This window comes from Pararhizobium sp. (genome assembly GCF_965279435.1).
Taxonomy (GTDB): domain Bacteria; phylum Pseudomonadota; class Alphaproteobacteria; order Rhizobiales; family Rhizobiaceae; genus Pararhizobium.
The window spans coordinates 1,561,945-1,586,604 of record NZ_CBDIHY010000003.1; the positions used below are offsets into that span (position 1 = coordinate 1,561,945).

General features: G+C 60.5%; 24 protein-coding genes. 13 read left to right on the forward strand and 11 right to left on the reverse strand.

All coding sequences use genetic code 11. The features are described from left to right. The first annotated feature begins 2 nt into the window (after positions 1-2). From truB to ACQY8Q_RS13060, 7 genes are all read left to right on the forward strand, one after another. On the forward strand, positions 3-938 hold the full coding sequence (gene truB, locus ACQY8Q_RS13030; RefSeq protein ID WP_428426955.1) for a tRNA pseudouridine(55) synthase TruB: 936 nt from the start codon (positions 3-5) through the stop codon (positions 936-938). A gap of 178 nt (positions 939-1,116) precedes the next feature. Then, positions 1,117-2,826, forward strand: coding sequence for a sensor histidine kinase (locus tag ACQY8Q_RS13035; protein WP_428426956.1), 1,710 nt, complete (start codon positions 1,117-1,119; stop codon positions 2,824-2,826). Between the two features lie 35 nt (positions 2,827-2,861). Next, on the forward strand, positions 2,862-3,194 hold the full coding sequence (locus tag ACQY8Q_RS13040; protein WP_428426957.1) for an SH3 domain-containing protein: 333 nt from the start codon (positions 2,862-2,864) through the stop codon (positions 3,192-3,194). A gap of 178 nt (positions 3,195-3,372) precedes the next feature. Then, the gene (gene rpsO, locus ACQY8Q_RS13045) at positions 3,373-3,642 is read left to right on the forward strand and encodes a 30S ribosomal protein S15 (RefSeq protein ID WP_113245459.1); all 270 of its coding nucleotides are present in this window, start codon (positions 3,373-3,375) and stop codon (positions 3,640-3,642) included. A 364-nt stretch (positions 3,643-4,006) separates the two neighbouring features. Continuing rightward, entirely contained in the window at positions 4,007-6,139 is a 2,133-nt protein-coding gene (gene pnp, locus ACQY8Q_RS13050) for a polyribonucleotide nucleotidyltransferase (RefSeq protein WP_428426958.1), read from the forward strand. 167 nt (positions 6,140-6,306) lie between these two features. Further along, positions 6,307-7,323 carry a class I SAM-dependent methyltransferase gene (locus ACQY8Q_RS13055; RefSeq protein WP_428426959.1) on the forward strand — a complete coding sequence of 339 codons (1,017 nt, stop codon included), beginning with the start codon at positions 6,307-6,309 and terminating at the stop codon, positions 7,321-7,323. 97 nt (positions 7,324-7,420) lie between these two features. After that, positions 7,421-7,660, forward strand: a complete 240-nt coding sequence (locus ACQY8Q_RS13060) for a hypothetical protein (RefSeq protein WP_428426960.1) — start codon at positions 7,421-7,423, stop codon at positions 7,658-7,660. 25 nt (positions 7,661-7,685) lie between these two features. Here ACQY8Q_RS13060 and htpG read toward each other — a convergent pair whose 3' ends face one another. The 4 genes from htpG to fabA form a co-directional block, all read right to left on the reverse strand. Beyond that, on the reverse strand, positions 7,686-9,572 hold the full coding sequence (gene htpG, locus ACQY8Q_RS13065) for a molecular chaperone HtpG (RefSeq protein WP_428426961.1): 1,887 nt from the start codon (positions 9,570-9,572) through the stop codon (positions 7,686-7,688). 101 nt (positions 9,573-9,673) lie between these two features. Continuing rightward, positions 9,674-10,480 carry an enoyl-ACP reductase FabI gene (fabI, locus tag ACQY8Q_RS13070; RefSeq protein ID WP_428426962.1) on the reverse strand — a complete coding sequence of 269 codons (807 nt, stop codon included), beginning with the start codon at positions 10,478-10,480 and terminating at the stop codon, positions 9,674-9,676. 4 nt (positions 10,481-10,484) lie between these two features. Then, on the reverse strand, positions 10,485-11,708 hold the full coding sequence (gene fabB / locus ACQY8Q_RS13075) for a beta-ketoacyl-ACP synthase I (RefSeq protein WP_428426963.1): 1,224 nt from the start codon (positions 11,706-11,708) through the stop codon (positions 10,485-10,487). A 47-nt stretch (positions 11,709-11,755) separates the two neighbouring features. Then, positions 11,756-12,271 (reverse strand): 3-hydroxyacyl-[acyl-carrier-protein] dehydratase FabA, encoded by a 516-nt coding sequence (fabA, locus tag ACQY8Q_RS13080; protein ID WP_428426964.1) that lies wholly within the window; start codon positions 12,269-12,271, stop codon positions 11,756-11,758. Between the two features lie 320 nt (positions 12,272-12,591). Here fabA and irrA point away from each other — a divergent pair, with 320 nt between their 5' ends. Next, entirely contained in the window at positions 12,592-13,011 is a 420-nt protein-coding gene (gene irrA, locus ACQY8Q_RS13085) for an iron response transcriptional regulator IrrA (RefSeq protein WP_113245451.1), read from the forward strand. Positions 13,012-13,044: 33 nt separating this feature from the next. On the opposite strand, the gene ACQY8Q_RS13090 is transcribed toward irrA, so the two are convergent. The 3 genes from ACQY8Q_RS13090 to ACQY8Q_RS13100 all read right to left on the reverse strand — a co-directional run bounded on the left by ACQY8Q_RS13090 (position 13,045) and on the right by ACQY8Q_RS13100 (position 15,904). Beyond that, a complete protein-coding gene (locus ACQY8Q_RS13090) occupies positions 13,045-13,680 on the reverse strand; it encodes a trimeric intracellular cation channel family protein (RefSeq protein WP_428426965.1) in 636 nt (211 codons plus the stop codon). A 94-nt stretch (positions 13,681-13,774) separates the two neighbouring features. Further along, entirely contained in the window at positions 13,775-14,563 is a 789-nt protein-coding gene (locus ACQY8Q_RS13095; RefSeq protein WP_428426966.1) for a YdcF family protein, read from the reverse strand. A 153-nt stretch (positions 14,564-14,716) separates the two neighbouring features. Next, entirely contained in the window at positions 14,717-15,904 is a 1,188-nt protein-coding gene (locus ACQY8Q_RS13100) for a TMEM43 family protein (protein WP_428426967.1), read from the reverse strand. A gap of 256 nt (positions 15,905-16,160) precedes the next feature. On the opposite strand from ACQY8Q_RS13100, the gene ACQY8Q_RS13105 reads away from it, so the two are divergent. Then, positions 16,161-17,321 (forward strand): fumarylacetoacetate hydrolase family protein, encoded by a 1,161-nt coding sequence (locus ACQY8Q_RS13105; RefSeq protein ID WP_428426968.1) that lies wholly within the window; start codon positions 16,161-16,163, stop codon positions 17,319-17,321. Between the two features lie 23 nt (positions 17,322-17,344). Here the strand turns inward: ACQY8Q_RS13105 and ACQY8Q_RS13110 are convergent, their stop codons facing one another. The 3 genes from ACQY8Q_RS13110 to ACQY8Q_RS13120 are packed head-to-tail and all read right to left on the reverse strand — an operon-like array spanning position 17,345 to position 20,478. After that, positions 17,345-18,121 carry a metallophosphoesterase gene (locus ACQY8Q_RS13110; RefSeq protein WP_428426969.1) on the reverse strand — a complete coding sequence of 259 codons (777 nt, stop codon included), beginning with the start codon at positions 18,119-18,121 and terminating at the stop codon, positions 17,345-17,347. Next, on the reverse strand, positions 18,102-19,133 hold the full coding sequence (locus ACQY8Q_RS13115) for an NAD-dependent epimerase (protein WP_428426970.1): 1,032 nt from the start codon (positions 19,131-19,133) through the stop codon (positions 18,102-18,104). The genes ACQY8Q_RS13110 and ACQY8Q_RS13115 overlap by 20 nt, the downstream gene beginning before the upstream one ends. 37 nt (positions 19,134-19,170) lie before the next feature. Beyond that, positions 19,171-20,478, reverse strand: coding sequence for a UDP-glucose dehydrogenase family protein (locus tag ACQY8Q_RS13120; RefSeq protein ID WP_428426971.1), 1,308 nt, complete (start codon positions 20,476-20,478; stop codon positions 19,171-19,173). Between the two features lie 194 nt (positions 20,479-20,672). Between ACQY8Q_RS13120 and ACQY8Q_RS13125 the strand changes: the two genes are divergently transcribed. Then, positions 20,673-21,260: a DUF1349 domain-containing protein gene (locus ACQY8Q_RS13125; RefSeq protein WP_428426972.1), complete on the forward strand. Its 588-nt coding sequence runs from the start codon at positions 20,673-20,675 to the stop codon at positions 21,258-21,260. Positions 21,261-21,272: 12 nt separating this feature from the next. Here ACQY8Q_RS13125 and ACQY8Q_RS13130 read toward each other — a convergent pair whose 3' ends face one another. Beyond that, a complete protein-coding gene (locus ACQY8Q_RS13130; RefSeq protein WP_428426973.1) occupies positions 21,273-21,701 on the reverse strand; it encodes an OsmC family protein in 429 nt (142 codons plus the stop codon). Positions 21,702-21,969: 268 nt separating this feature from the next. On the opposite strand from ACQY8Q_RS13130, the gene ACQY8Q_RS13135 reads away from it, so the two are divergent. The 3 genes from ACQY8Q_RS13135 (at position 21,970) to ACQY8Q_RS13145 (ending at position 24,660) form a co-directional block, all read left to right on the forward strand. Beyond that, positions 21,970-22,803, forward strand: a complete 834-nt coding sequence (locus ACQY8Q_RS13135) for a MetQ/NlpA family lipoprotein (RefSeq protein WP_428426974.1) — start codon at positions 21,970-21,972, stop codon at positions 22,801-22,803. 143 nt (positions 22,804-22,946) lie between these two features. Then, a complete protein-coding gene (locus tag ACQY8Q_RS13140; RefSeq protein WP_428426975.1) occupies positions 22,947-24,026 on the forward strand; it encodes a methionine ABC transporter ATP-binding protein in 1,080 nt (359 codons plus the stop codon). Beyond that, positions 24,007-24,660: a methionine ABC transporter permease gene (locus ACQY8Q_RS13145; RefSeq protein WP_428426976.1), complete on the forward strand. Its 654-nt coding sequence runs from the start codon at positions 24,007-24,009 to the stop codon at positions 24,658-24,660. The genes ACQY8Q_RS13140 and ACQY8Q_RS13145 overlap by 20 nt, the downstream gene beginning before the upstream one ends.

Genomic DNA, 24,660 nt, shown 5'->3' on the forward strand with positions numbered 1-24,660 from the left:
CCATGTCAAAACCCCGCAAGCCCAAGGGCCGGCCGATTTCCGGCTGGCTGATCCTCGACAAGCCGCTGGATTTCGGCTCGACCGAGGCCGTGTCGAAGATCAAGTGGTTGTTCAAGGCGCAGAAGGCCGGTCATGCCGGCACGCTCGATCCTCTGGCGTCGGGCATGCTGCCGATCGCGCTGGGTGATGCGACGAAGACCGTTCCCTATGTCATGGACGGCCGCAAGATTTATGAATTCGCCGTCGCCTGGGGCGAAGAGCGCTCGACCGACGATCTGGAAGGCGAGGTGACGCAGTCATCCGACGCCCGCCCGTCCGAAGAAGACATTCGCGCCCTTCTGCCGGCATATACCGGCGTCATCAGCCAGGTACCGCCGCAGTTTTCGGCGATCAAGATCGATGGCAACCGTGCCTACGATCTGGCCCGCGAAGGCGAGACCGTTGATATTCCGGCCCGCGAAGTCGAAGTCTTCCGCCTGTCGCTGCTCGGTTGCACACCGAACCTGGCACATTTCGAGATCGAATGCGGCAAGGGCACCTATGTGCGCTCGCTGGCGCGCGATTTCGGCCGCGATCTCGGCTGCTTCGGCCATATCGCCTCGCTGCGCCGCAGCTTCGTGGCGCCGTTTGCCGAAGAATCGATGGTGCCGCTGGCTGAACTGATCGCACTGGAAAAGATCGAAAGCGACGAGGAACGGCTGGAAGCGCTCGATGCTTTCCTGATCGATACCGGTGAAGCCCTGTCGAACCTGCCGCATATCGCCATTTCCGAAGATCAGGCCCATCGCCTGAAAATGGGTAATCCGATCATTCTTCGCGGCCGCGATGCGCCGACCGCAGAACCGGAAGCCTATGCGACCTCGCGCGGCAAGCTGGTTGCCATTGGCGAGATCGGCGAAGGCGAATTCCGACCGAAGCGCGTCTTCGTCACCGCTTGATACGCCGATAGAACCTCATAGATTTCGGAGCATGGCATCGGTTGCCTTCCGGAAATCGCTGGCGCATGTTCCGGTCTGTGTTCGGGATTCGCAGACTCCTTCGAGAGTGGCCCGCGTGTGACGTGAAGCGAAATCGGCCCATTGCCGATCTTCGCGCTGGAATTTGGGTGATGGACGCTTGAGCGACGGACTGGATAGAAAAGGTACGCCGCGTGCTCCCTGGAGGGCGCTTTTGCGTTCGCGGTTGAGACGCCCGCTGTCATTCTATCTGACGGCACTGCTGCTCGTTGCCGTTATTCCGTCCTTTTTGTTTTCGCTGATCATTCTGAAGCGCAGCACCGATGAGCAGGAGCGCGTGGTCACGGCTCTGCTCAAGGCCTCGACCGGTTCGGTGACGCGTGTGGTGGAGCGTGAAATCGACAGCATGCTGACCACGCTGAAGGTGCTGTCTACCGCGAGCACGATCGACAACAAGAATCTCCGGCAATTCTACGATCGCGCCCGCTCGTCGCTTGCCGGAACGGATTCCAACCTGCTGGTGATCGATCGCGCCCATAATCAGCTTTTCAATACGCGGGTACCGTTCGGAAGTCCGCTGGCGAAGGCATCCGATCCAACCTCCATCGACCAGGCCTTCCGAAATGGCGGACCTTTCGTCTCGAATGTGTTTTTCGGGCAAACGGCGAAACGATGGGTATTCAACGTCTACCTTCCGATTACCACGCCGCTCGGCAATAACGACTACCTGCTAACCCTGACCCAGAATGCCGAGAATATGCTGAAGGCGGTCAATAGGGATGTGCTGTCGCCCGGCTGGAATGCGGCCTTGCTGGACGGCGCTGGCAACGTAATTGCCTCGTCGGATGAGGCGCTGGCGGTCGGCAAGCCGTTTTTCATGGAGATCGTGCCGGCATTGCGTGTCGGTGTCGGCGAAGCGACGCACGATGGCGTGGAATACAGGACGGTTACCGAATTTTCCGTGCTGACGGGCTGGAAGATCGTTGCTTGGGCAAAGAGCGCTGAGGTCGATGCGCCGGCGCTCTGGTCCTATCTCTGGCTGTCGGTGGGCGGGCTTCTCTTCGCCGGTATAGCCGTAGCAGGATCCGCCACCATCGCACGGCTGCTGGCGCAGGGCGTCAAGATGCTGGCGCGTGACGCGCATCTTTTGGGCGCAGGTCGGCCGATCGCGGCGCGCAAGCACATGATCGCCGAAATCGAAACTGTATCGGCGGCTTTGGCCGAAGCTGCACAGGCGCGCAGAAAGGCGGAAAACGAAATCCGCTTCCTGATGCGCGAGGTGGCACATCGCTCAAAGAACCAGCTTACCGTTATCCAGTCGATGCTCAACCAGTCGCTCAATGCAGCCGAAAGCCGGGTGGATTTCGCCGAAACCTTCCGCAAGCGCATCGCCGGCCTTGCCCGCTCGACCGATCTGATGATCGCCAATGCCGCACAGGGTGTGGATTTCCGCGAGCTGGCGCAAAACCAGCTGCAGCCGTTCACGCCCGACGATCCGGACAGGGTTCATCTTTCGGGGCCGCCGGTGCGGCTGGATGCGCAGGTGTCGCAGACGCTCGGCATGGCCTTGCACGAGCTTGCCACCAACGCCACGAAATATGGCGCGCTTGCCAATGCGAGCGGTGTGATCGACCTGCAATGGTCGGTCTCCGGTGGCACGTTCCTGTTCGTCTGGAGAGAAAAGGGCGCTGACATTGCTCCGGCCGAGGGCGGCAGCATGCGCAAGGGTTTTGGCACGATGGTGCTGGAGCGCATGCTCGGCATGGCGCTGGATGCCAAGCTTGAGCGGATCATGCATGACGACGGGATCGAATGGCGCGTCAAAATCCCGGATGAAAAGCTGAGCGCCAATCTGTCTGTTTCGCCATAAGGTGTGCGGATGGTCTGCTCTTTTGTGGAGGGGATATGCTTCTGAACACCATCAAGTCAGCGCTCGTTGTTTTCGCGGTATTGTCCGGTGGTACGGCCGCCGCTTTTGCCGCCGGCTGCGCCGTCGCGGACCCGACCGGAACGCCCCTCAATCTGCGGTCCGCGCCGCAAGGCAGCGTCCTTTCCACTCTGCCCAACGGCACTGCTGTGGTGATCGTCGAGGAGCGGACGCTTGCCGGCAAGCGGTGGGCAAAGGTAACAGCCGCGGACGGGATGCTCGGCTGGGTGTTTGCCAGCTACCTCGATTGTACAATGGCCGGTGACAACACAAAATCAGCCCCGATGAAACCGCGTACCCCGCCGCAATGACGGCGTGTTGAGCGATTGCGGTGCCTTTATCCGCCCTCTTTCTTTTTAATGCCGGATGGTTTATAGGCAGCGCCAGCATCAGAACCCGCTCTCTGCGGACTTTTGCCTTCACGGCCGCAGCTAGACGACATCCCGGCTGCTGGCGACCTGAAATCCTAAACATCGAAAGGATGACACGATGTCGATCACTGCAGAGCGCAAGGCTGCGCTTATCAAGGAATACGCAACCGTCGAAGGCGACACCGGTTCCCCGGAAGTCCAGGTTGCGATCCTCACTGAGCGGATCAACAACCTGACCGACCACTTCAAGGGTCACAAGAAGGACAACCACTCGCGTCGTGGCCTTCTGGCAATGGTTTCCACCCGCCGTTCGCTCCTTGACTATGTCAAGGGCAAGGAAGAGGCACGGTACACCAAGCTGATTACTGCTCTCGGCATTCGCCGCTAAGCCTTACACCGGCGGGACCCTTCAACAAGGGGCCCGCCGGTTTGTTTTTTGCGGGGGAACACCCCGCGTTTGCGCTTCCAGCCAAGCCGAAACGGCGCTGTTGGAAACGGACACCCCAGCAGACCGGATGGGCCGGCTCTGCGGAACCAACCGATGACCTGTCATGGGGCAGGATTGCAGGATGCTTCGGCGCTTGCGCGTTTTCCACGCACCCGGAGCGTCAGGCTTTGAGGGAATGGGACGAGCGCCAGCCGATTTTGGAAGCCTCCCGTTGTCTTGCCCGTGATGTGTCATATCAGCGAAAACACTGCCGCCCGCGCCACACTGGCTGCGGCGCGGCATTGCCGCACACGAAGGACAAAACATGTTCGATACCCACACAGTCGAAATTGAATGGGCAGGCCGCCCGCTCAAGCTCGAAACCGGCAAGATCGCCCGTCAGGCTGACGGCGCAGTTCTGGCCACCTACGGCGAAACCGTTGTTCTCGCCACCGTCGTTTCGGCCAAGTCGCCGAAGCCGGGCCAGGATTTCTTCCCGCTGACCGTCAACTACCAGGAAAAGACCTACGCAGCCGGCAAGATCCCCGGCGGCTATTTCAAGCGCGAAGGCCGTCCGTCGGAAAAGGAAACGCTGGTTTCCCGCCTGATCGACCGCCCTATCCGCCCGCTGTTTCCTGATGGCTACAAGAACGACACCCAGGTTGTCGTCACTGTCATGCAGCACGACCTCGAAAACGATCCGGACGTCCTGTCGATGGTTGCAGCGTCTGCTGCCCTGACGATCTCCGGCGTTCCTTTCATGGGCCCGGTTGGCGGCGCACGCGTTGGCTACATCAATGGCCAGTACGTCTTGAACCCGCATCTCGACGAAATGCCTGAGTCGATCCTCGACCTCGTCGTTGCCGGCACCCAGGACGCCGTCCTGATGGTCGAATCGGAAGCCAAGGAACTCAACGAAGAGATCATGCTCGGCGCCGTCATGTTCGGCCACAAGGGCTTCCAGCCGGTCATCGACGCGATCATCAAGCTCGCTGAAGTGGCTGCCAAGGAACCGCGCGATTTCACCCCGGAAGATCATTCCGCTCTCGAAGCTGAAATGCTCGGTATCGCCGAAGCCGAACTGCGCGTTGCCTACAAGAACACCCAGAAGGCTGAACGCTACGCTGCCGTCGACGCCGTCAAGGCAAAGGTCAAGGCACACTTCTTCCCGGAAGGCGCTGAGCCGAAGTACACCAACGAAGTCATCGGCGCAGTCTTCAAGCACCTGCAGGCCAAGATCGTTCGCTGGAACATCCTCGACACCAAGAGCCGCATCGACGGCCGCGATCTGGACACGGTCCGCAAGATCGTTTCCGAAGTCGGCATCCTGCCGCGCACCCATGGTTCGGCCCTGTTTACCCGCGGTGAAACGCAGGCGATCGTTGTTGCCACGCTCGGTACCGGCGAAGACGAACAGTACGTCGACAGCCTGACCGGCATGTACAAGGAAAAGTTCCTGCTGCACTACAACTTCCCGCCCTACTCGGTCGGCGAAACAGGCCGCATGGGCTCCCCGGGCCGCCGCGAAATCGGCCACGGCAAGCTCGCATGGCGCGCTATCCGTCCGATGCTGCCGGCTGCGGACCAGTTCCCCTACACACTGCGCGTCGTTTCCGAAATCACCGAGTCGAACGGCTCGTCCTCGATGGCAACCGTCTGCGGCACCTCGCTCGCACTGATGGATGCCGGCGTTCCGTTGGCCAAGCCGGTTGCCGGTATCGCCATGGGCCTGATCCTCGAAGGTGAACGCTTCGCCGTTCTCTCCGACATCCTCGGCGACGAAGATCACCTCGGCGACATGGACTTCAAGGTCGCCGGCACTGCCGACGGCATCACCTCGCTGCAGATGGACATCAAGATCGCCGGTATCACCGAAGAGATCATGAAGGTCGCGCTTGAGCAGGCACAGGGCGGCCGCAAGCACATCCTCGGCGAGATGGCCAACGCCATCACCGAAGGCCGCTCGCAGCTCGGCGAATTCGCACCGCGCATCGAAGTCATGAACATCCCGGTCGACAAGATCCGTGAAGTCATCGGTTCGGGCGGCAAGGTCATCCGCGAAATCGTCGAAAAGACCGGCGCCAAGATCAACATCGAAGACGATGGCACGATCAAGATCGCTTCGTCCTCCGCCAAGGAAATCGAAGCGGCTCGCAAGTGGATCCACTCGATCGTTGCAGAGCCGGAAGTCGGCCAGATCTACGAAGGCACGGTCGTCAAGACCGCCGACTTCGGCGCTTTCGTCAACTTCTTCGGCCCGCGTGATGGCCTCGTGCACATCTCGCAGCTCGCTTCCGACCGCGTTGCCAAGACCTCCGACGTCGTCAAGGAAGGCGACAAGGTTTGGGTCAAGCTGATGGGCTTCGATGAGCGCGGCAAGGTTCGCCTCTCCATGAAGGTTGTCGACCAGGCAACCGGCAAGGAAGTCGCCAAGGGCGAAGGCGAAGCTGCTGAATAAGCGTTCGGCTGTTTAATCGACTACGGGCGCGGAGCGGATCGTTCTGCGCCCTTTCTTATTTTCCCTGAGAGCCGTCCGGACCGGCCGTCTCTCGCTCCCTTCGTTACCGTTTGTCTTTTTCGGGAAATCGCTTTCCACCGTCCCTGACAAGCCTGAGGACCTCGACCATGAGCCGCGACACGCTGAAGACCCTTTTCCATCCTTTCGAGACCGGCGTTGTTCCCGCACCCGGCGAAGGCGAGCGTGTGCTGTTCCTCGGAGCCGAGGCAGGCTACCGGCTGCCGGCAGAATTCTTTGGCGCGATTACCGCCGTGCAGGCGTCAAAGACGCTCTACAAGGCTCTGGAGGCCGCCAAGGTATCGGTGTCTCCTGTCGTCGAGGGTGAAGACTATGACGCGGCCCTGATCCTGTGCGGCAAGCACAAGGGTGAGAACGAGGACCGGATCGCCGAAGCGCTGAAGCGCGTCAAGGTCGGTGGCCTGATCGTTGTCGCCGGCGGCAAGGACGACGGCATCCAGTCGCTGCGCAAGCGCGTCAACCAGCTCGGCTGGGGCGGCGACAGCCTGCCGAAATATCATGGCATCGCCTTCTGGTTCGGCCGTCCGGAGGACGCCAGCGATATCATTGTCAAGTTTTCCAAAAAGCCGGTTCGTGTCGAAGGCCGCTTCGATACTGCACCGGGCATGTTCTCGCATGAGCGTATCGATGCCGGCTCAGAACTCTTGGCCTCGCGTCTTCCCGACGATTTCAAGGGTCACGCCGCCGATTTCGGCGCTGGCTGGGGCTATCTGTCGGTAATGCTGGCCGAAAAGGCCCCGGGCCTGAAGGGCATCGACCTGTTCGAGGCCGATTATCACTCTCTGGAAGCCGCTCGCGCCAACCTGAAGGCCAATTGCCCGAACGTGCCGACCCGCTTCTTCTGGCAGGACTTGACCTCGGAAGAAACCCGCGACAAATACGACCTGATCGTCATGAACCCGCCATTCCACGAGACGCAGTCTGCCGATCCGGCACTGGGTGCTGCGATGATCAAGGCGGCCGCCAAGGCGTTGAAGATCGGCGGACGGTTGATGCTGGTCGCCAATCGCGGCCTGCCCTATGAGACAGTGATGCCCGAGACATTCAAGGAATGGGGCGAAACCTGCCGCAATGCGCGCTTCAAGGTGCTCTGGGGCAAGCGCTGATCAGCACTTGCTTTTGCAATTGCTTTATTGACGAAACGGGTACACCTTTAGTCCTCGCACTTGCGTGATATAGCGCAGGCATCGATGGAGTGTGCCAATGGTTTCTAGCTATGGACACCGCCCGCCCGTCACCGAGGGCGTCGCTGAAGTCATCGTCAAGGATATCAAGAGTGGAGAAGGCAAAAGCGGTGCCTCGGAAGTGCCGTTGGCCTTCCAGACCGGCCGCGCGCCTGCCGATCCCGCGGTGCTGGGCAATACCCGCAAGCAGATGACGATGTTTGGCATTTTTGCTGTTGGGATTCTCGCCGTTCTGCTCGCGGTCTGGTGGGCCGCCTGACGGCCCACCTAATCTTACAAGCTTTTTAGCCCTTCAGAGCCCGCTCAAACAGCCGAGACAGCCGCTCGGCAAAGGCGCGTGGGTCCTGTGGCTTGTCGCCATCGAGGACACGGGCCTGGTCGAGCAGCAGCTGGACGGCATCGGTGCGGAATTCGTCGCTGCCGCCGGCGGCCAGTGCCGAGATCAGGGCGTGGCCCGGATTGATCTCGAGGATCGGCTTTGCAATCATGTCGAGCCTGCCGGAGCCCTGCAGCAGCTTTTCCAGCTGGCGGTCATAACCCTGCTCAGGCGCAACGAGACAGACAGCGCTTTCCGTCAGGCGGTCGGAGGACCGCACGTCCGATACCGCATCGCCGAGCGTCGTCTTGGCAAAGGCGATGAAATCGGTGACGGCTTCGGAGGTTTCCGGCGTTGTCGGTGTTTCGCCATCGGTTGTCGGAACCTGCGTCAGGTCGGCAGCGCCCTGGGTGATCGACTTGAATGGCTTACCTTCGAAATCTGGCGCAGCGGTGACCCAGAAGCTATCGACGGAGTCGGTCAACAACAGGACCTCGATCCCACGCGCGCGAAAACCTTCGAGTTGCGGCGAGGCCTTCAGCCGGTCGAGATTGTCGCCCGTCAGGTAATAGATCGCTGCCTGCGCGTCCTTCATGTCCTTGACGTAATCGGCCAGCGACCGCGTCGCCTCGTCCGACGTGTTGGTGCGGAAGCGCGACAGCGCAATCAGCTGTTCCCGGCGTTCGAAGTCGTCGTAGATGCCTTCCTTGAGGACGGCACCAAAGGCGTCCCAGAGCCTGGCAAAGGCGTCCGCGTCGCTGTCGGCCAGCTTCTCGATGGCGGTCAGTACGCGGTTGGTCAGGCCCTTGCGGATAGCCGCGAGGATCGGGCTTTCCTGGATCATCTCGCGCGAGACGTTGAGCGGCAGGTCGGACGTATCGACAAGGCCGCGCACGAAGCGCAGGTAGCGCGGCAGCAGCTCAGCATCGTCGGTGATGAAGACGCGCTTGACGTAGAGCTTCATGCGGCCCTTGGCCGAAGGATCGAACATGTCCATCGGCTTGGATTCCGGGACAAACGCAAGTCCGGTATATTCATGCCGGCCTTCGGCGCGGAAATGCACGGTCAGCGCCGGTTCGTCGTACTGGCCGGAAACACCGCGATAGAAATCGGCGTATTCTTCCTTGGTGATCTCGTTGCGGGATTTCGTCCACAGAGCCGTGCCGTCACCGATGCGCTCGGCGTCCGCGCCGGGCTTTTCGATCAGGTCGATCGGGACTGGGACGTGGCCGGACTGATCCTTGACGATCTTCTCGACGCTCCACTTGGACGTATAGCTCTTGGCGTCGCCCATCAGATGCATGGTGATGCGTGTGCCGCGTGCCGGGGCGTCAGACAGATCGGCTTCGGAGACCGTGTAGCTGCCCTTGCCGTCGGACGACCAGAGAAAGGCGTGAGCGCTGCCGGCGTGGCGTGATACCACATCGACCTTGTCTGCAACCATGAAGGCGGAATAGAAGCCGACGCCGAACTGGCCGATCAGCTGGGCGCCTTCGCCGGCCTTGGCCGCCTCAACGCGCTCCATGAAGGCGCGGGTGCCGGAACGGGCGATGGTGCCGAGCGCCTCGATCATGTCGTCCCGACTCATGCCGATACCGTTGTCCTCGACGATCAGCTTGTTGCTGTCGGCATCGAGCGTCAGGGTGATGCGCGGTGTCGGATCGTCAGTGAGCAGTTCAGGCGCGCTGATGGCTTCGTAGCGCAGTTTCTCGCAGGCGTCGGCGGCGTTGGAGATCAACTCGCGCAGGAACACGTCCTTGTCGGAGTAGACCGAGTGCACCATGAGGTGCAGCAGGCGTGCGACATCGGCTTCGAAGACGTGATTTTCGATGGGTTTGTCAGCGGCATTGCTCATGCGTGTCTGTCCTCAACGTGTATCTGGATGGTTTGCGCGCTCTGAACTGGCAAGTGCAGATGCAAAATTCAAGAGGCACGGAAAGGGGGGCGGCCCGGATTTTACTCCGCGTCCGCCTTGGCCAATGTATCGAGAGCCGGCATCGAGGTGATGTTGTAGCCGGAGTCCACATAGTGGATTTCGCCGGTAACACCACTCGACAGATCAGAGAGAAGATAGAGCGCCGAGTTGCCGACATCTTCAATGGTGACGGTGCGGCGGAGCGGCGCATTCTTCTGCTGCCAGGAGAGCATGGCACGGGCATCGGAAATGCCAGCGCCAGCCAGCGTGCGGATCGGGCCGGCAGAGATGGCGTTGACGCGAATGCCGCGCGGGCCGTAGTCGCCAGCAAGATAGCGGACGGACGCTTCAAGGGCAGCCTTCGCGACGCCCATGACGTTGTAGTTCGGCATGATACGGGTGGAGCCGCCATAGGTCAGCGTCAGCATCGCGCCGCCTTCGTTCATCAAGCCTGCAGCGCGCTTGGCGATCTCGGTGAAGGAGAAGCAGGAGATGACCATGGTGCGCGAAAAGTTTTCGCGCGAGGTGTCGGCGTAAAGGCCCTTCAGCTCGTTCTTGTCGGAAAAGCCGATAGCATGAACGACGAAATCGAGCTTGCCCCACTTTTCCTTGATCGCGTCGATGGCCGCGTCTACCGAAGCGATGTCCTCGACGTCGCAGGGGATGACGAAGTCGGATCCGAGTTCGGCGGCGAGCGGCTTGACGCGCTTGCCGAGCGCTTCGCCCTGGTAGGTGAAAGCGAGTTCAGCGCCCTGGCCAGCCAGCTTCTGCGCAATGCCCCATGCGATGGAGTGGCTGTTGGCGACCCCCATGATGAGGCCGCGCTTTCCGTTCATGATACCGGTCATGGATTTATCCGTTATGGCGCTGGAAAACGAGCGTGGCATTGGTGCCGCCGAAGCCGAAGGAGTTCGACAGGACGGTATCGATCTTGGCATTGTCGATGCGCTTGCGCACGATCGGCACGCCGTCGAATTCCGGGTCGAGTTCGGTAATATGGGCGCTTTCGCCGATGAAGCCAGCCTGCATCATCAACAGGCCGTAGATCGATTCCTGCACGCCGGCAGCGCCGAGCGAATGGCCGGTCAGCGACTTGGTCGACTGGATATGCGGGATTTTGTTGCCGAAGACTTCACGAATGGCGCCGATTTCCTTGCTGTCGCCAACCGGCGTCGAGGTGCCATGCGTGTTGACGTAGTCGACTTCGCCCTTCACCGTTGCCAGTGCCTGGCGCATGCAGCGGATGGCACCTTCGCCGGACGGGGCAACCATGTCGTAGCCGTCGGACGTTGCGCCATAACCGGTGATTTCGGCATAGATCTTGGCGCCGCGGGCCTTGGCATGTTCCAGCTCTTCCAGAACCAGGACGCCTGCACCGCCAGCGATGACGAAGCCGTCGCGGGAGATGTCATAGGCGCGCGAGGCAGTCGAAGGTGTGTCGTTGTACTTGGAGGACATCGCCCCCATAGCGTCGAACAGGTTCGACATGGTCCAGTCGAGGTCTTCGTGACCACCGGCGAACATGACGTCCTGCTTACCCCACTGGATCATCTCCATGGCATTGCCGATGCAATGCGCCGAGGTCGAGCAGGCCGACGAGATCGAGTAGTTGACGCCGTGGATCTTGAACCAGGTGGCAAGCGTCGCCGATGCTGTCGAGGACATCGCCTTCGGCACGGCAAACGGGCCGATGCGCTTGGGGCTGTTGTTCTTCAGCGTGATTTCAGCCGCTTCGATCAGCGTGCGGGTGGACGGACCGCCCGAACCCATGATGATACCGGTGCGCTCGTTGCCACCGATATCCTTGTCTTCAAGGCCGCTGTCGGCAATCGCCTGCTTCATCGCAACGTGGTTCCACATGCCGCCCTGCGACAGGAAGCGTGCGGCGCGGCGATCGACAAGATCGGTCGTGTCGAGATTAGGCGCACCCCAGACCTGGCACCTGAAGCCGTGTTCGGCAAAATCGTTCGAAAACGAAATGCCGGATTTTGCTTCACGCAGCGACGTGGTGACTTCCTGTGCATCGTTTCCGATTGAGGAAACAATGCCCAGACCCGTGACAACAACCCGTCTCATGTGGATGACCTCTTCTTTAATCGAGCTGAGTGCGGCTATGCCGCAGTTCAGGCAGCTTTTTCTTTCGACAGGCCGACGCGAAGGTCGGTTGCCTGATAGATGGTTTCGCCATCGGCCTTCAGCCAGCCGTCGGCGGTGCCGAGTACGAGGCGGCCGCGCATGACGCGCTTGAAGTCGATGCCGTACTCAAGGAGCTTCGTTTCCGGGCGGATCATGCCCTTGAACTTCACTTCGCCGGTGGAAAGCGCCATGCCGCGCCCAGGTTCGCCGAGCCAGCCGAGGAAGAAGCCCGTCAGCTGCCACATGCCGTCAAGGCCAAGGCAGCCCGGCATGATCGGATTGCCCTGGAAGTGGCATGGGAAATACCAGTCATCAGGACGCACGTCATATTCGGCGCGGATGTAACCCTTGTCGAAGGTGCCGCCAGTTTCCGAAATGTCGGTGATGCGGTGAACCATCAGCATCGGAGGCAGGGGCAGCTGGGCGTTGCCCGGGCCAAACAGTTCGCCGCGACCGCATTTCAGGATCTCTTCATAATTGAAGCTGGATTGTCTGGTCGTCATGAACTGTGGTTTCCCCGCTAGATCCGTTTTTGGTTGACTTGGTTTAGAGCAAGATGGGTGCGAATTGAAGCTCCGGCATGAGCCAAGCGCGTCGTTTCGCATATTCCTGTCTGGCCAAGCACAAGGCCTATTTCCGCCGTCGCATACATGATGGCTGCTGCAACAGCCAGAGATAATTGCCTTTTGCCCCAAGAATCAGGCGGTTTTTACCGTCTTGATGCCTTCAGCGAGCTTGCTCACTATTGAAAGCATTCTCGGCAAAAGTTATATCGGCTCTGTAAGTGTGTTCTGCAATAGCTTGGAAATCTGGATCCGTCCGTATGACGACTGCCATCGAGATCTGTTCGGAAGAACGCCTGCGCCGCTCCGGTCTCAGGCCGACGCGCCAGCGCATGGCGCTTGCGGACCTGATCTTTGCCAAGGGCGATCGCCACCTGACGGTCGAGGAACTGCACGAAGAAGCCGTGACGGCTGGTGTTCCGGTGTCGCTGGCAACTGTCTACAACACGCTGCACCAGTTTACTGAAGCTGGCATGATCCGTGTTCTGGCCGTGGAAAGCGCCAAGACTTATTTCGACACCAACGTATCCGACCATCATCACTTCTTCGTCGAAGGCCATAACGAGGTGCTCGATATTCCGGTCAGCAGCCTGACGATCGGCAATCTGCCCGAGCCGCCCGAGGGCATGGAAATCGCCCATGTCGACGTGATCATCCGCCTGCGCCGCAAACGCGGCTGATTTTCTCTTCTCTACATCACGTCATCAACGACGTTACATGACGTCGTCGGGATGACGGCCGGGCCGGGGATCTCCGGTCGGCAGTGTCCAGCCATATCGCAATGCACCACCGCGCACCGCAAAGGCTGTGAGTACGCCAAGTGTTGAGGCAATCAGCAGCGAGGCTCCGAACCAGGTGGCGCTTGTAAAGACACCTGCGCCGACAAGCGCAGCCGTGACATAGATTTCCGGACGCAGCAGGACCGATTGCTCCCCCGTCAGCAGGTCGCGCAGGATGCCGCCGAATGTCGCGGTGAGCATGCCGGTGACAAGGGCGACGATCGGCGAGCCGGTCGCAGCCAACCCCTTGGCAGCGCCCATGACGCTATAGGCCGAGAGCCCGATGGCATCGAGCCAGACGAGAAACTTGTAGCGCGATTCCATCATATGGGCCGAGAAGAAGACCAGAAGGCCCATGCAGCCGCAGACGAGCAGGTAGATCGGATTGGTCACCCAGAAAACCGGCGTCGCACCAAGGATGACATCGCGCAACGTGCCGCCGCCAATGCCGGTGACCGAAGCCAGGAAGATATAGCCGATAATATCCAGCTGCTTGCGCGAGGCCGACAGCGCCCCGGTCGCGGCGAAAACCGCTACCCCCGCATAGTCGAGAATTTCCAGGATCGGCATTTTTCCCCCCGCCAGAAAATCGAGCCCGCCAAAAATCGAGAAGGACCACAATGACGTGGTCGCGTCAACGGCGGGTCTTAAAGCGTATCGTTGGCTATTGCGGAAAGAGAACGTGCGTGCGGCCGCTGATGAAATAGGCGAGCAGGCCTGTCCATTCGCGCATCGCCGTTGTCGTCAGCTGCGCGTTCAAGGAAGGCTGGCTGAAATCGAGGCGAAGGGGTGCATCGCCGCTGGTGCGATAATCCACCGGCCATGGCGTCACGGCAATGCCGAGCTTACGAAACAGCCCGACGGAGCGCGGCATATGGAAGGCCGAGGTGACAAGGGCGCAGTTCGACAACCCGTTCGCTTCCAGCAGCTGCTTCGTATTGGCCGCATTCTCGAAGGTGGTGCGTGACTGGTCTTCGCGGATCAGCCGCTCTGGAGCGATGCCGAAGGTCGAGAAGAAGGTTTCGGATGCCTGCGCGTCGCCGTCATATCGCCCGCTGAACGAGCCGTCACCGCCGGAGACCAGAATGCGCGCGGCCGGATACGATTGCGCCAGTTTCAGTGCTTCGACGAAGCGGTCCGCCGCCTGATTGAGCTCGATACCGCCCCGCTTGGCGATCACCTCGTTTTCGAACGCTCCACCAAGGATGATGATGCAGGAGAGATCAGCCGGCAGGCCTGCAGGCTTTGGAATGCGGTTTTCCAGCACCTGAAGCGTCACGGTGCCGGTGCTGGTGAAGAGGGTGAGGAAAAGCAGGGTAGCGGCAAGTCCGGACAAAAACCGGTACAGCCGCCGGAAGCCGCCGGCTGCAAAAAAGAAACTCAGCACCAGGAGAATGAAGACCAGAGATAGCGGCTGGGCAAGCAGCCAGAACAGTTTTGATGCGAGAAACATGAGGCCTGCTACCGTCTCTTTCAGAGGTGTTTGATCGGGGAGGGCGAACCTATCAGTCCAAGGCGGTATTCGCCAATGCAGTCAAATGCAGACAGAAAGACCCGTGGCGGTTTATCCGCCACGGGTCTTTGTTGATGCGGGTGGTCCGGGCTTTCAGGCCCGGCCGAGCGTCGTTGGCACTTGAACGGCAACCGTCTTGTTGCGCCTCAGATAGATCAGTCCGACCGCAAGCAGGACGCCGGCGGCGATGATGGCGATGGCCAGCACCGGCCGGTAGGCGATCCAGGCGATGGCGATGACCAGTGGTCCGAGGATAAGCGTCAGGATGATCGCGATGACCGAGGTGCCGAAGCCGACGATCGAGCCGACAAACGGAATGACGTCGGCGATAATACCAAGGATCGACAGCATCATGGCAAAGCCGATGAACATGCCGAGCAACCCGCCGCCGCGAATAAGCCATGTGATCAGGGTATTCTCGCTCTGGGCAGCATCGAACATCTGCGGCGCGTCAACCTTTCCGGCGGCGCTGAGGAATACGTTTTGGCCGTTCGAGGTCTTGTAGTCGCGTGTGATGTTTGTGCCCTTCTGGGCACCGACAAAGCTGGCTTCGGCAATGTCTTCGCGGCTGAAGCTGATGCGCAGGTCGCCGATGGCCGGGGTCTGCCGGTTCTGCGACACGTAGATTGTGGTGCCATTGGCATTGATCGGCTTGTCGGAACCGATCGCAGCGGTGACTTGATTGATGACATCGGGTGAGAGCTTGACCGGGCTTTCCGTGCCGAGATTGGCAACAGCCTTGCCATCGACAGTAAAGGCGCCGAGCGTTGCCGTTGCAACGGTGAAGCGATCACCCTCGATCGGCATCTCGGGGTTCTGGTGCTGGTCGCTCTGCTTGAAATCGGAGGAATCGACCGGGCGCGGGCGCCATTCCTTCTTGTAGCTATAGGTGGTGACGGTTTCTTCGCCGCCGCCAAGCGTCTTCTTCGTCTCGCTGCTGCTATCTTCGATCCACTGATACATCTCGACCTGGCGGTTGAGCCCGGCAGCACCTTCCGCCGAGACGCCCAGCATCGGATCCTCGGGCGTGCCATCCGGCTTGACCGGGCCGGACACATGAACGAGCTTGCCTTCATTGGCCGGGTCTACGCTGCCGTTATCGATCGAAACGACGATGCCGGCACCTTCCACCAGAGCACGATAGGTCTGGACGGAACGGCCTTCGTTCCATGACAACAGCCAGATCATCCCAATCACCAGGATCGGGCCGATCACCAGTCCGGCAAGACCACTTTTCAGTTTTGAAAACCACGATCTTGTAGTTGTTTCCGTAAAGCTCATGCCCCTCATCCCTCTGCTGGTGCCCATCCGTCTAACGGTTGGTTCGACACGCTTATTCGCTGAAACAGGTGCTAGCAGAAAATCAGTAAAATTAAATATAGCGATCGCACCCTGCGGTGAACACTCTTTGGGGCTTTCGCGAAAATTTCGCGGCATTCATTCCCTGCAAGCAGCGTTGTTTTTCCATTTCGCACCTTGTCCGTAATCCAGCGGCTTGTATCTTGCCGCCGTGATCTTGGTACGGGAGGGACGGGGCATGACATCGGCCAACGAGGTGTTTGGAACGGGAACATTCGTCGGGCGCGTCTGGCGGCCCGATGTTGCGGGTCCAGCGCTGGTGGTTTTGCGCGGTGGCGATCTCATCGATATCACCTCGAAAGAGGTGCCGACGATGCGCGACCTTTTGGAACTCGACGACCCCATCGGGTTTCTTTCGGGCCGTCAGGGTGAACGGCTGTCCACTCTTGAGGCTGTCATGACAGCCTCAAGAGTGGAGGCTGCCGGTGATCTCTCGAGTATCCATCTGCTCGCGCCTTGCGACCTGCAGGCGGTCAAGGCCTGCGGCGTGACCTTCGCCCGGTCGATGATCGAGCGGGTCATCGAGGAAAAGGCTGCAGGAAACCCGGCTCTGGCCGAAACGATGCGCGAGCGTGTCACTGCCATTATCGGCGATAGCCTGCGTGACCTGAAGGCCGGATCGCCGGAAGCGGCCAAGGTGAAAGCGGCGCTGATCGAGGTCGGCGTCTGGTCTCAATATCTGGAAGTCGGCATCGGCCCGGATGCGGAGGTATTTTCCAAGGCGCAGGTTTTGGCCTCGGTCGGATGGGGCGCGTCGGTCGGGCTGCATCCGATCTCGAAATGGAACAATCCCGAGCCGGAGATCGTGCTGGCCGTCGATAGCCAGGGCCGCGTCAAGGGGGCGACGCTCGGCAACGACGTCAATCTGCGCGATGTCGAGGGGCGCTCAGCCCTGCTGCTCGGCAAGGCCAAGGACAACAACGCCTCATCCGCCATCGGTCCATTCATCCGTCTGTTTGACGATACCTATTCGATCGACGATGTACGCCGGGCTGACCTGTCGCTGACCATCAGCGGTCCAGACGGGTTCGTTCTGAAGGGGGCAAGCACGATGCGGGAAATCAGCCGCGATCCGCTCGATCTGGTCTCGCAGACCATTGGCCGCCATCATCAGTATCCCGATGGCCTCGTGCTGTTCATGGGCACCCTGTTTGCGCCGGTCGAGGACCGCGACGCACCGGGGCAGGGGTTCACCCACAAGATCGGCGATGTCGTGACGATTTCGAATGCCGAGCTGGGATCGCTGACCAACACGGTGCGGCTCTCGACCGAATGCCCGCCCTGGACGTTCGGCCCTTCGGCCCTGATGCGCAATCTGGCTGCGCGTGGTTTGCTCTGATCTGTATGGTTCGATGAGTGCGCTCAGCGGCTCTGGATGATTTCCGGTGGCTCGCGGCGGGAAAGACGCACGGCCGACAGGACGCCGCTCATGTAGATGCCGGTATCGACATTGATACGCTGACCACCGATCTCCGCCCGTGCCACCGGTGTATGGCCATGCACGGTGACGAAACCGTTGGTTACCGCGGTATTGTCAGAGGCCACCGGTCGCAGCCACAAAAGGTCTGCATCCTTCTGGTCGGCGGGCGCAACGCCCTTTTTCAAGCCGGCATGGACAAAGCAATAGCCGGGGACCTGCAGCATCGACGGCAGGGATTCGAGGAAGGCGACATGTGCGACGGGGATGAGAGACCGCAACAGCGTTTTTTGCTCCTCGCGGCCGGCGGGAAGCCTGTTCAGCCCGTATGAAGACAGTGTCTCCAGGCCGCCCAATCTCAACCAGTGGTGATCTGCAGAGGGATTGCCGAGAAAATCGAGCATGACCGCCTCGTGATTGCCGGTCAGGCAGATGCGGCGGATGCCAACGAGCGGCCGGGTCGTCAGCCGGGTGAGCACTGCGGAGGATTTCGGCCCGCGATCGACATAATCGCCGAGCATGACCAGCCATTTGGTGCCGGCGCGCCTGGCGCCATCGGCAACGATCAGGTCTTCGAGCCTGCCCAGCGTATCGTCGTAACCGTGCACATCGCCGACGGCATAGATATGGTCCGGAGCCGTGTCGAAGAACAGCTTCCGTCGTTGTTTCGGCGATGGCGTTTGAGTGCCGTCGCGCAGGAAATCAAGGATGCTGCGGATCATCAGGTGCCCCTGTCGCCACCATGTCGGCGCGATACCATTCGACGAAGCGGCGCACGCCCTCTTCCACTGAAATGGACGGCGTGAAGCCGGTAAGGCGGTGGAGAAGATCGGGTGCCGCGAAGGTTCTGGGAACATCGCCCTGCTGCATCGGCAGCATGGTCCGGACGGCCGGACGCCCGACGGCAGCTTCGACCGTCTCGACAAAATGCATCAGCTCGACCGGCTGTCCACCGCCGACATTGACCACCCGGAACGGGGCATGATGCGACAGCGTATCGATCTCTTCGACGCGATTGTGTTCTCCCGGGACCACGCCCATCAACCGGACGATGCCTTCGATGAGATCGTCGATATAGGTGAAGTCACGGCTCATGTGGCCTTCGCCGTAGACCTCGATCGGCCGACCGTTGAGGATGCAATTGACGAATTTGAACAGCGCCATGTCCGGTCGCCCCCACGGGCCGTAGACCGTGAAGAAGCGGAAGGCGGTCGTCGGTACGCCATAGAGATGCGCGTAGCTGTGCGCCATCAGCTCGCCAGACTTCTTGGTGGCGGCATAAAGCGTCATCGGTTCGTCGGCCCGGTCGGTCTCGGCAAACGGAATTTTCTCGTTGGCGCCATAGATCGAGGAGGTCGAGGCGATCAGCAGATGCTTGGGCTGTACGGCCTTGGCCAATTCCAGCATGTTCCAGGAGCCGATCAGATTGGAATCGATGTAGGCCTTGGGGTTTTCAAGGCTGTAGCGTACGCCTGCCTGGGCGGCGAGATGGACGATGACGTCGGGTTCACCGATCTCGGCCGCCCGTTCCAGCGCCGCCTTGTCCTCCAGCATGCCGATCACCGCCCTAAAGCCGTTGGACCGGGCCAGGATCGCATGGCGCCGCTCTTTCAGGCGGACATCGTAATAGGGTGTCATGCCATCAAAGCCGGTCACGAAGTGCCCGTCGTCCAGCAGCCGCTTGGCCAGGTGAAACCCGATGAACCCTGCCGTTCCCGTGATCAGATAGCGCATGCGGGCTCCTTGCCTGTCTTGTCCGCCGTGGAACCAACTATTCCGGACGGCCAATGCTAGTATACGCGAAGCCGTGCTTGGTGACCTCGCCGGACTGATAGATGTTCCTGAGGTCAACGAGGATCGGCGTGTTCATCAAGGTCTTCAGGCGGTCGAGGTTCAGCGCCCGGAATTCGTTCCATTCGGTGACGATTACCAGCGCATCCGCGCCTTCGGCCGCTTTGTAGGGATTGTCGGCATAGGTGATGCCGTTGATCACCTGCTTTGCATTTTCCATGCCCTCCGGATCGTAGCCGGTGACGATGGCGCCGGCATCGGTCAGCGCCTGGATGACGGCAATGGCCGGACTGTCGCGCATGTCGTCGGTATTCGGCTTGAAGGTGAGGCCGAGCACCGCAACCTTCCTGCCGCGTACGTCGCCACCGGCAGCCGCGATCACCTTGCGGCCCATGGCGCGCTTGCGGTTGTCGTTGACCGAGACCACGGTCTCGATCAACCGCACCGGGCTGTCATGGTCCTGGGCAGTCTTGACCAGCGCCAGCGTGTCCTTCGGAAAACACGAACCGCCATAGCCCGGACCGGCATGCAGGAATTTCCCACCGATCCGGCCGTCGAGGCCGATGCCGCGCGCGACTTCCTGCACATTGGCGCCGACCTTTTCGCACAGATCCGCCATCTCGTTGATGAAGGTGATCTTCATGGCGAGGAAGGCATTGCCGGCGTATTTGATCAGCTCGGAGGTGCGGCGCGTGGTGAAGAGCAGCGGCGACTGGTTGAGATAGAGCGGCCGGTAGACCTCAGTCATCACGCCCCGGGCGCGCTCGTCGTTCAGCCCGATGACGATACGGTCGGGCCGCTTGAAATCGTCGATGGCGGCACCCTCGCGCAGGAATTCCGGATTGGAGACCACCGCGATATCTGCGTCCGGGTTGGTTTCGCGCATGATCCGCTCAACCTCGTCGCCGGTGCCGACCGGAACGGTCGACTTGGTAACGATGACGGTAAAGCCGGTTACGTGCGCGGCAATCTCGCGAGCTGCATCGTAGACGTAGGACAGGTCTGCATGGCCATCGCCACGGCGTGACGGTGTGCCGACGGCGATGAAGATCACGTCGCTCTGCGCAACGCTGGTGGCGAGATCGGTGGTGAAGCGCAGCCGCCCATCCTTGACATTGTCGGCGACCAGCTGCTCGAGGCCCGGCTCGAAGATCGGAATGCGGCCGGCCAGCAGCGCCTCGATCTTGCCCGCGTCCTTGTCGATGCAGGCAACGTCATGGCCGAAATCGGCAAAACAAACACCGGAGACTAGACCGACATAACCGGCACCGATCATCGTTATTTTCATGGCAAACTCCAGAAAGTCATCATACAGGCACATCACGGCCCGGCGTCACATGCGCACGTGGCGAAATCCATAGTCAAACAGACGCCCCTTGCCAATGCCGGTTGTGACATGCCACCCGCCCGCCGGGCTTGCCAGCCGGTCGCAGATGGCTAGATTGCCGCCAAGACGGAGCGATATGCGGAGGGAATGCAGACGTGGCCGAGGTATTTCGCTGGCACAACGAACCGGCTGTCTGGGACGGTGACGCTTCCGGGCTGTCGCTGAAAACCGATGCGAAAACGGATTTTTGGCAGGAAACTTTCTACGGCTTCCACCGTGATAGCGGTCATGCCTATCTGCGTCCGGTTACCGGTGATTTCACCGGCTCTGCGACAATCACCGGCGCCTACGAAACTCTCTATGACCAGGCCGGACTGATGCTGCGGCTGGACGAGCGCAACTGGATCAAGTGCGGCATAGAATATACCGATGGCCTGATGCATTTCAGCGTCGTTGTCACCCGCGGCGTGTCGGACTGGTCGGTGATTCCGCTGCCCGGCATTTCACCCGCCGCGCCGCTTTTCGTGCGGCTGACGCGTCATGACACTGCCGTGCGCGTTCAATTCCGGTTCGACCAGAGCGCGCCATGGCAAATGGCGCGGCTTTGCCCGTTTTCAGCTGAGGATGCAGAGTTCGGGATCACCGCATGCTCGCCGGAGCGCGGCGGGTTCGAAGCGAGGTTCAGCGATATCGCCGTCGGCGCACCGATCAGCCGCACTCTTCATGATGTGGACCACGACTAGATCGCGGTCTCTCTAATCGCGAACAGTCATTGAAAAGTCTGCTCCACCACGAAGCGTGTTGCTGACCGTGCATATTTCGTCCTCAGCCGCCTGCGCAATCGCATGTCTTGCTTCCTCATGGATATCTCCCCGGATCGTCAGGACGACATTGAATTTCGCCACCCGCGACAGGCCCTCGCTTGCCTTTTCGCCAGTCACATCGGCGCGAATTTCGCTCAGCTGGTCGAGCAGTCCCATCCGGCTGGCGGCAATTCTGGCGCTCATCGCAAGACAAGCCGACAGCGATGCGTAGAGCAGGTCAAGCGGGTTGAAGCCGGGCTGCGACGGACCGGTGACGATCTGGATTTCACCGCCGGTCGCAGATGTCACTTGCGGAAATCCCTGCCGGGCGAGAACAGCGGTTGCGCCTGTCGGCCTGGTTTTTGTCGTTAATTCCGCCATTTTGCTCTCCTAAAATCACATGCAGCACATTTGATATGCAATTTTCTGTGTTGGAAGCCTTTTTGGCTTCCGCGACCAATAAAACCTGCCGGAATAATTAGTCTACGGATTTTATGGAAATTTGTGTCCATAAATAGCCGGACATCCGCAAGAGTTTTCCCGGCCATCACCCGATAAGAGGCGTTCGTGCTTCGCCCAGTGCATCCGATTTTGCGATAACCGTTCCACACCGGGGCGTTTCGCCTCATTTGACAGGACGGGACTGACAATGACCAAAAAGACCATCTTTCACACACTCTCGCGCCGCGCGGCCCTGACCGCTCTTGCCGTTTCCGCCGCTGCGATCGCTGGCTTTGCCGCGCCGTCCGCAAGCTTTGCCGAAGACAAGTCGATCAAGGTCGGCATCATCAGCGGCGAGGACGAAGATGTCTGGCGCGTTGTCACGGCAGAGGCTGCAAAGCAGGGTCTGACCATCGAAACCATCGTTTTCAACGATTATACCCAGCCGAACGAGGCGCTCGAGCGCGGCGAAGTCGATGCCAACGCCTTCCAGCACCAGCCTTATCTCGACAACCAGATCAAGCAGCACGGCTATCACATCGTCAATGTCGGTTATACCGGCGTCTGGCCGATCGGCCTCTACACCAAGAAGTTCAAGACCATCGCCGAGCTGCCGGAAGGCGCCGTGATCGGCGTGCCGAACGATCCGTCGAACGAAGGCCGTGCGCTGCGCGTGCTGCAGAACGAAGGCATCATCAAGCTGAAGGACGGCACCGGCATCCTGGCAACGATCACCGACATCGTTGAAAATCCGAAGAAGGTCGAAATCAAGGAACTTGACGCCGGCGTCGTCGGCCGCGCGATCGAAGATCTGGATGCCGCCGTCGTCAACACCGATTGGGCCCTGAAGAGCGGCCTGTCGGCAGAAGACCGTATCGCCCAGGAACCGGTCGACAACAACCCTTACCGCAACTTCATTGCTGTGAAGTCCGGCAGCGAGAATGAAGCTTGGGTAAAGACGCTGGTCTCTTCCTACCAGAACGACGCAGTCAAGGCCGAGTTCGACAAGGTCTACAAGGGTACCGGCATCAGCGCCTACTGATCAACTTTCGTACCTTTGAGAGAAGGGGTACGCTAAACCGGGCGGCTCTGGCATTGATTTGCCAGGGCCGCCTTGGGCGTTATAGAGACGCCCGAAACCAAACGTCGAAAACCCAACGCCGAAAACCCAACGAAGGACAAGGCATGAATTCTGTTGTTTCCGCGTCTGCGATCGCGGTACCGCCGCTGGCCGATGAGGTCGTCCGGCTGACGGACGTCAAGCGGCGCTTCGGCACGACGCCTGCCCTGGATGGGGTATCGTTGACGGTGCGCAAGGGCGAAATTCTCGGCATTATCGGCCGTAGCGGTGCCGGCAAGTCGACGCTGATCCGGTGCCTGAACGGTCTGGAACAGACCGATAGTGGCGAAATCCATATCGAGGGCCGCAACATCACCGGCCTGAGCGAAAAGGACCTGCAGCCCCTGCGCCGCCGCATCGGCATGATCTTCCAGCACTTCAATCTTCTGTCGGCAAAGACTGTCGAGGAAAACGTTGCCTTGCCGCTGAAGATCGAAGGCCTCGGCAAGGCCGAGCGCCTGAAGCGCGCTGCGGAACTGCTGGATCTCGTCGGGCTCTCCGACAAGGCGAAAGCCTATCCCTCGTCCTTGTCTGGCGGTCAGAAGCAGCGCGTCGGCATCGCCCGCGCTCTTGCCGCAAGGCCTGCGTTGCTCTTGTCCGACGAAGCCACCTCGGCGCTTGATCCAGAAACGACCCGCTCGATCCTGGCGTTGTTGAAGGACATCAACCGAAAGCTCGGCCTGACCATCCTTTTGATCACCCACGAAATGGAAGTGGTGCGCAGCGTCGCCGATCGGGTCGCCGTCATCGATGCCGGCCGCATCGTCGAGGAGGGCCAGGTCTGGTCGGTGTTTGCCGATCCGCAGGCGCCGATCACTCAAAGCCTGCTGAGCGGTATCCGCCCGCAACTGCCGGACACTATCGCTGCGCGGCTGTCGCCGGTGGCTGGATCCGAGCAGATCCTCAGCATCGATATGGCAGGACCTGCAGCCCAAGGCGCGCTGTTTGCCGATCTGTCGCAAGCGCTGCCACAATCCTTCCGCCTCGTGCACGGCGGTATCGATCACATCCAGGACCAGCCCGTGGCGCGGTTCTTCATTGCCGTTCCCACACGCGACGCCGCATTGCCGGAACAGGTCCAGAATTTTCTAAAAGCTCGCGGTGCGCGGGTGGAGGTGCTTGGTTATGACACCAATCATGCTTGAACTGCTTGTCCGCTCGCTCTGGGAAACCATCCTGATGACTGGCGCCTCCGGCATCATCTCGCTGGTTGCCGGCCTGCCGCTGGGTCTGGCGCTCGTTGCCACCGCCCGTGGCGGCATCGCCGAGAAGCCGTGGTTGAACAGCGTGCTCGGCGCCATCGTCAACGGCTTCCGTTCCGTTCCTTTCATCATCCTGCTCGTCGCGCTGATCCCGTTGACGCGGCTGATCGTCGGCACAGCGCTCGGCACCTGGGCTGCCATCGTGCCGCTGGCAATTGCCGCCACCCCCTACTATGCCCGCATTGCCGAAGTGTCGTTGCGTGAGGTCGATCGTGGCCTGATCGATGCGGTGCGCGCCATGGGCGGCAATCGCTGGACGATCATCCGCGAAGTGCTGGTGCCGGAAGCCCTGCCGGGCATCATCTCCGGCTTCACGGTAACGCTGGTGACCCTGGTCGGTGCCTCGGCCATGGCCGGCGCCATCGGCGCTGGCGGTCTCGGCGATCTCGCCATCCGCTATGGCTATCAGCGGTTCGAAACGACGGTGATGATCGCCGTGGTGATCGTGCTGATCATTCTGGTCTGCGGCATCCAATGGCTTGGCGACCGCCTCGTCGCCAGGCTGGATCACAAATAG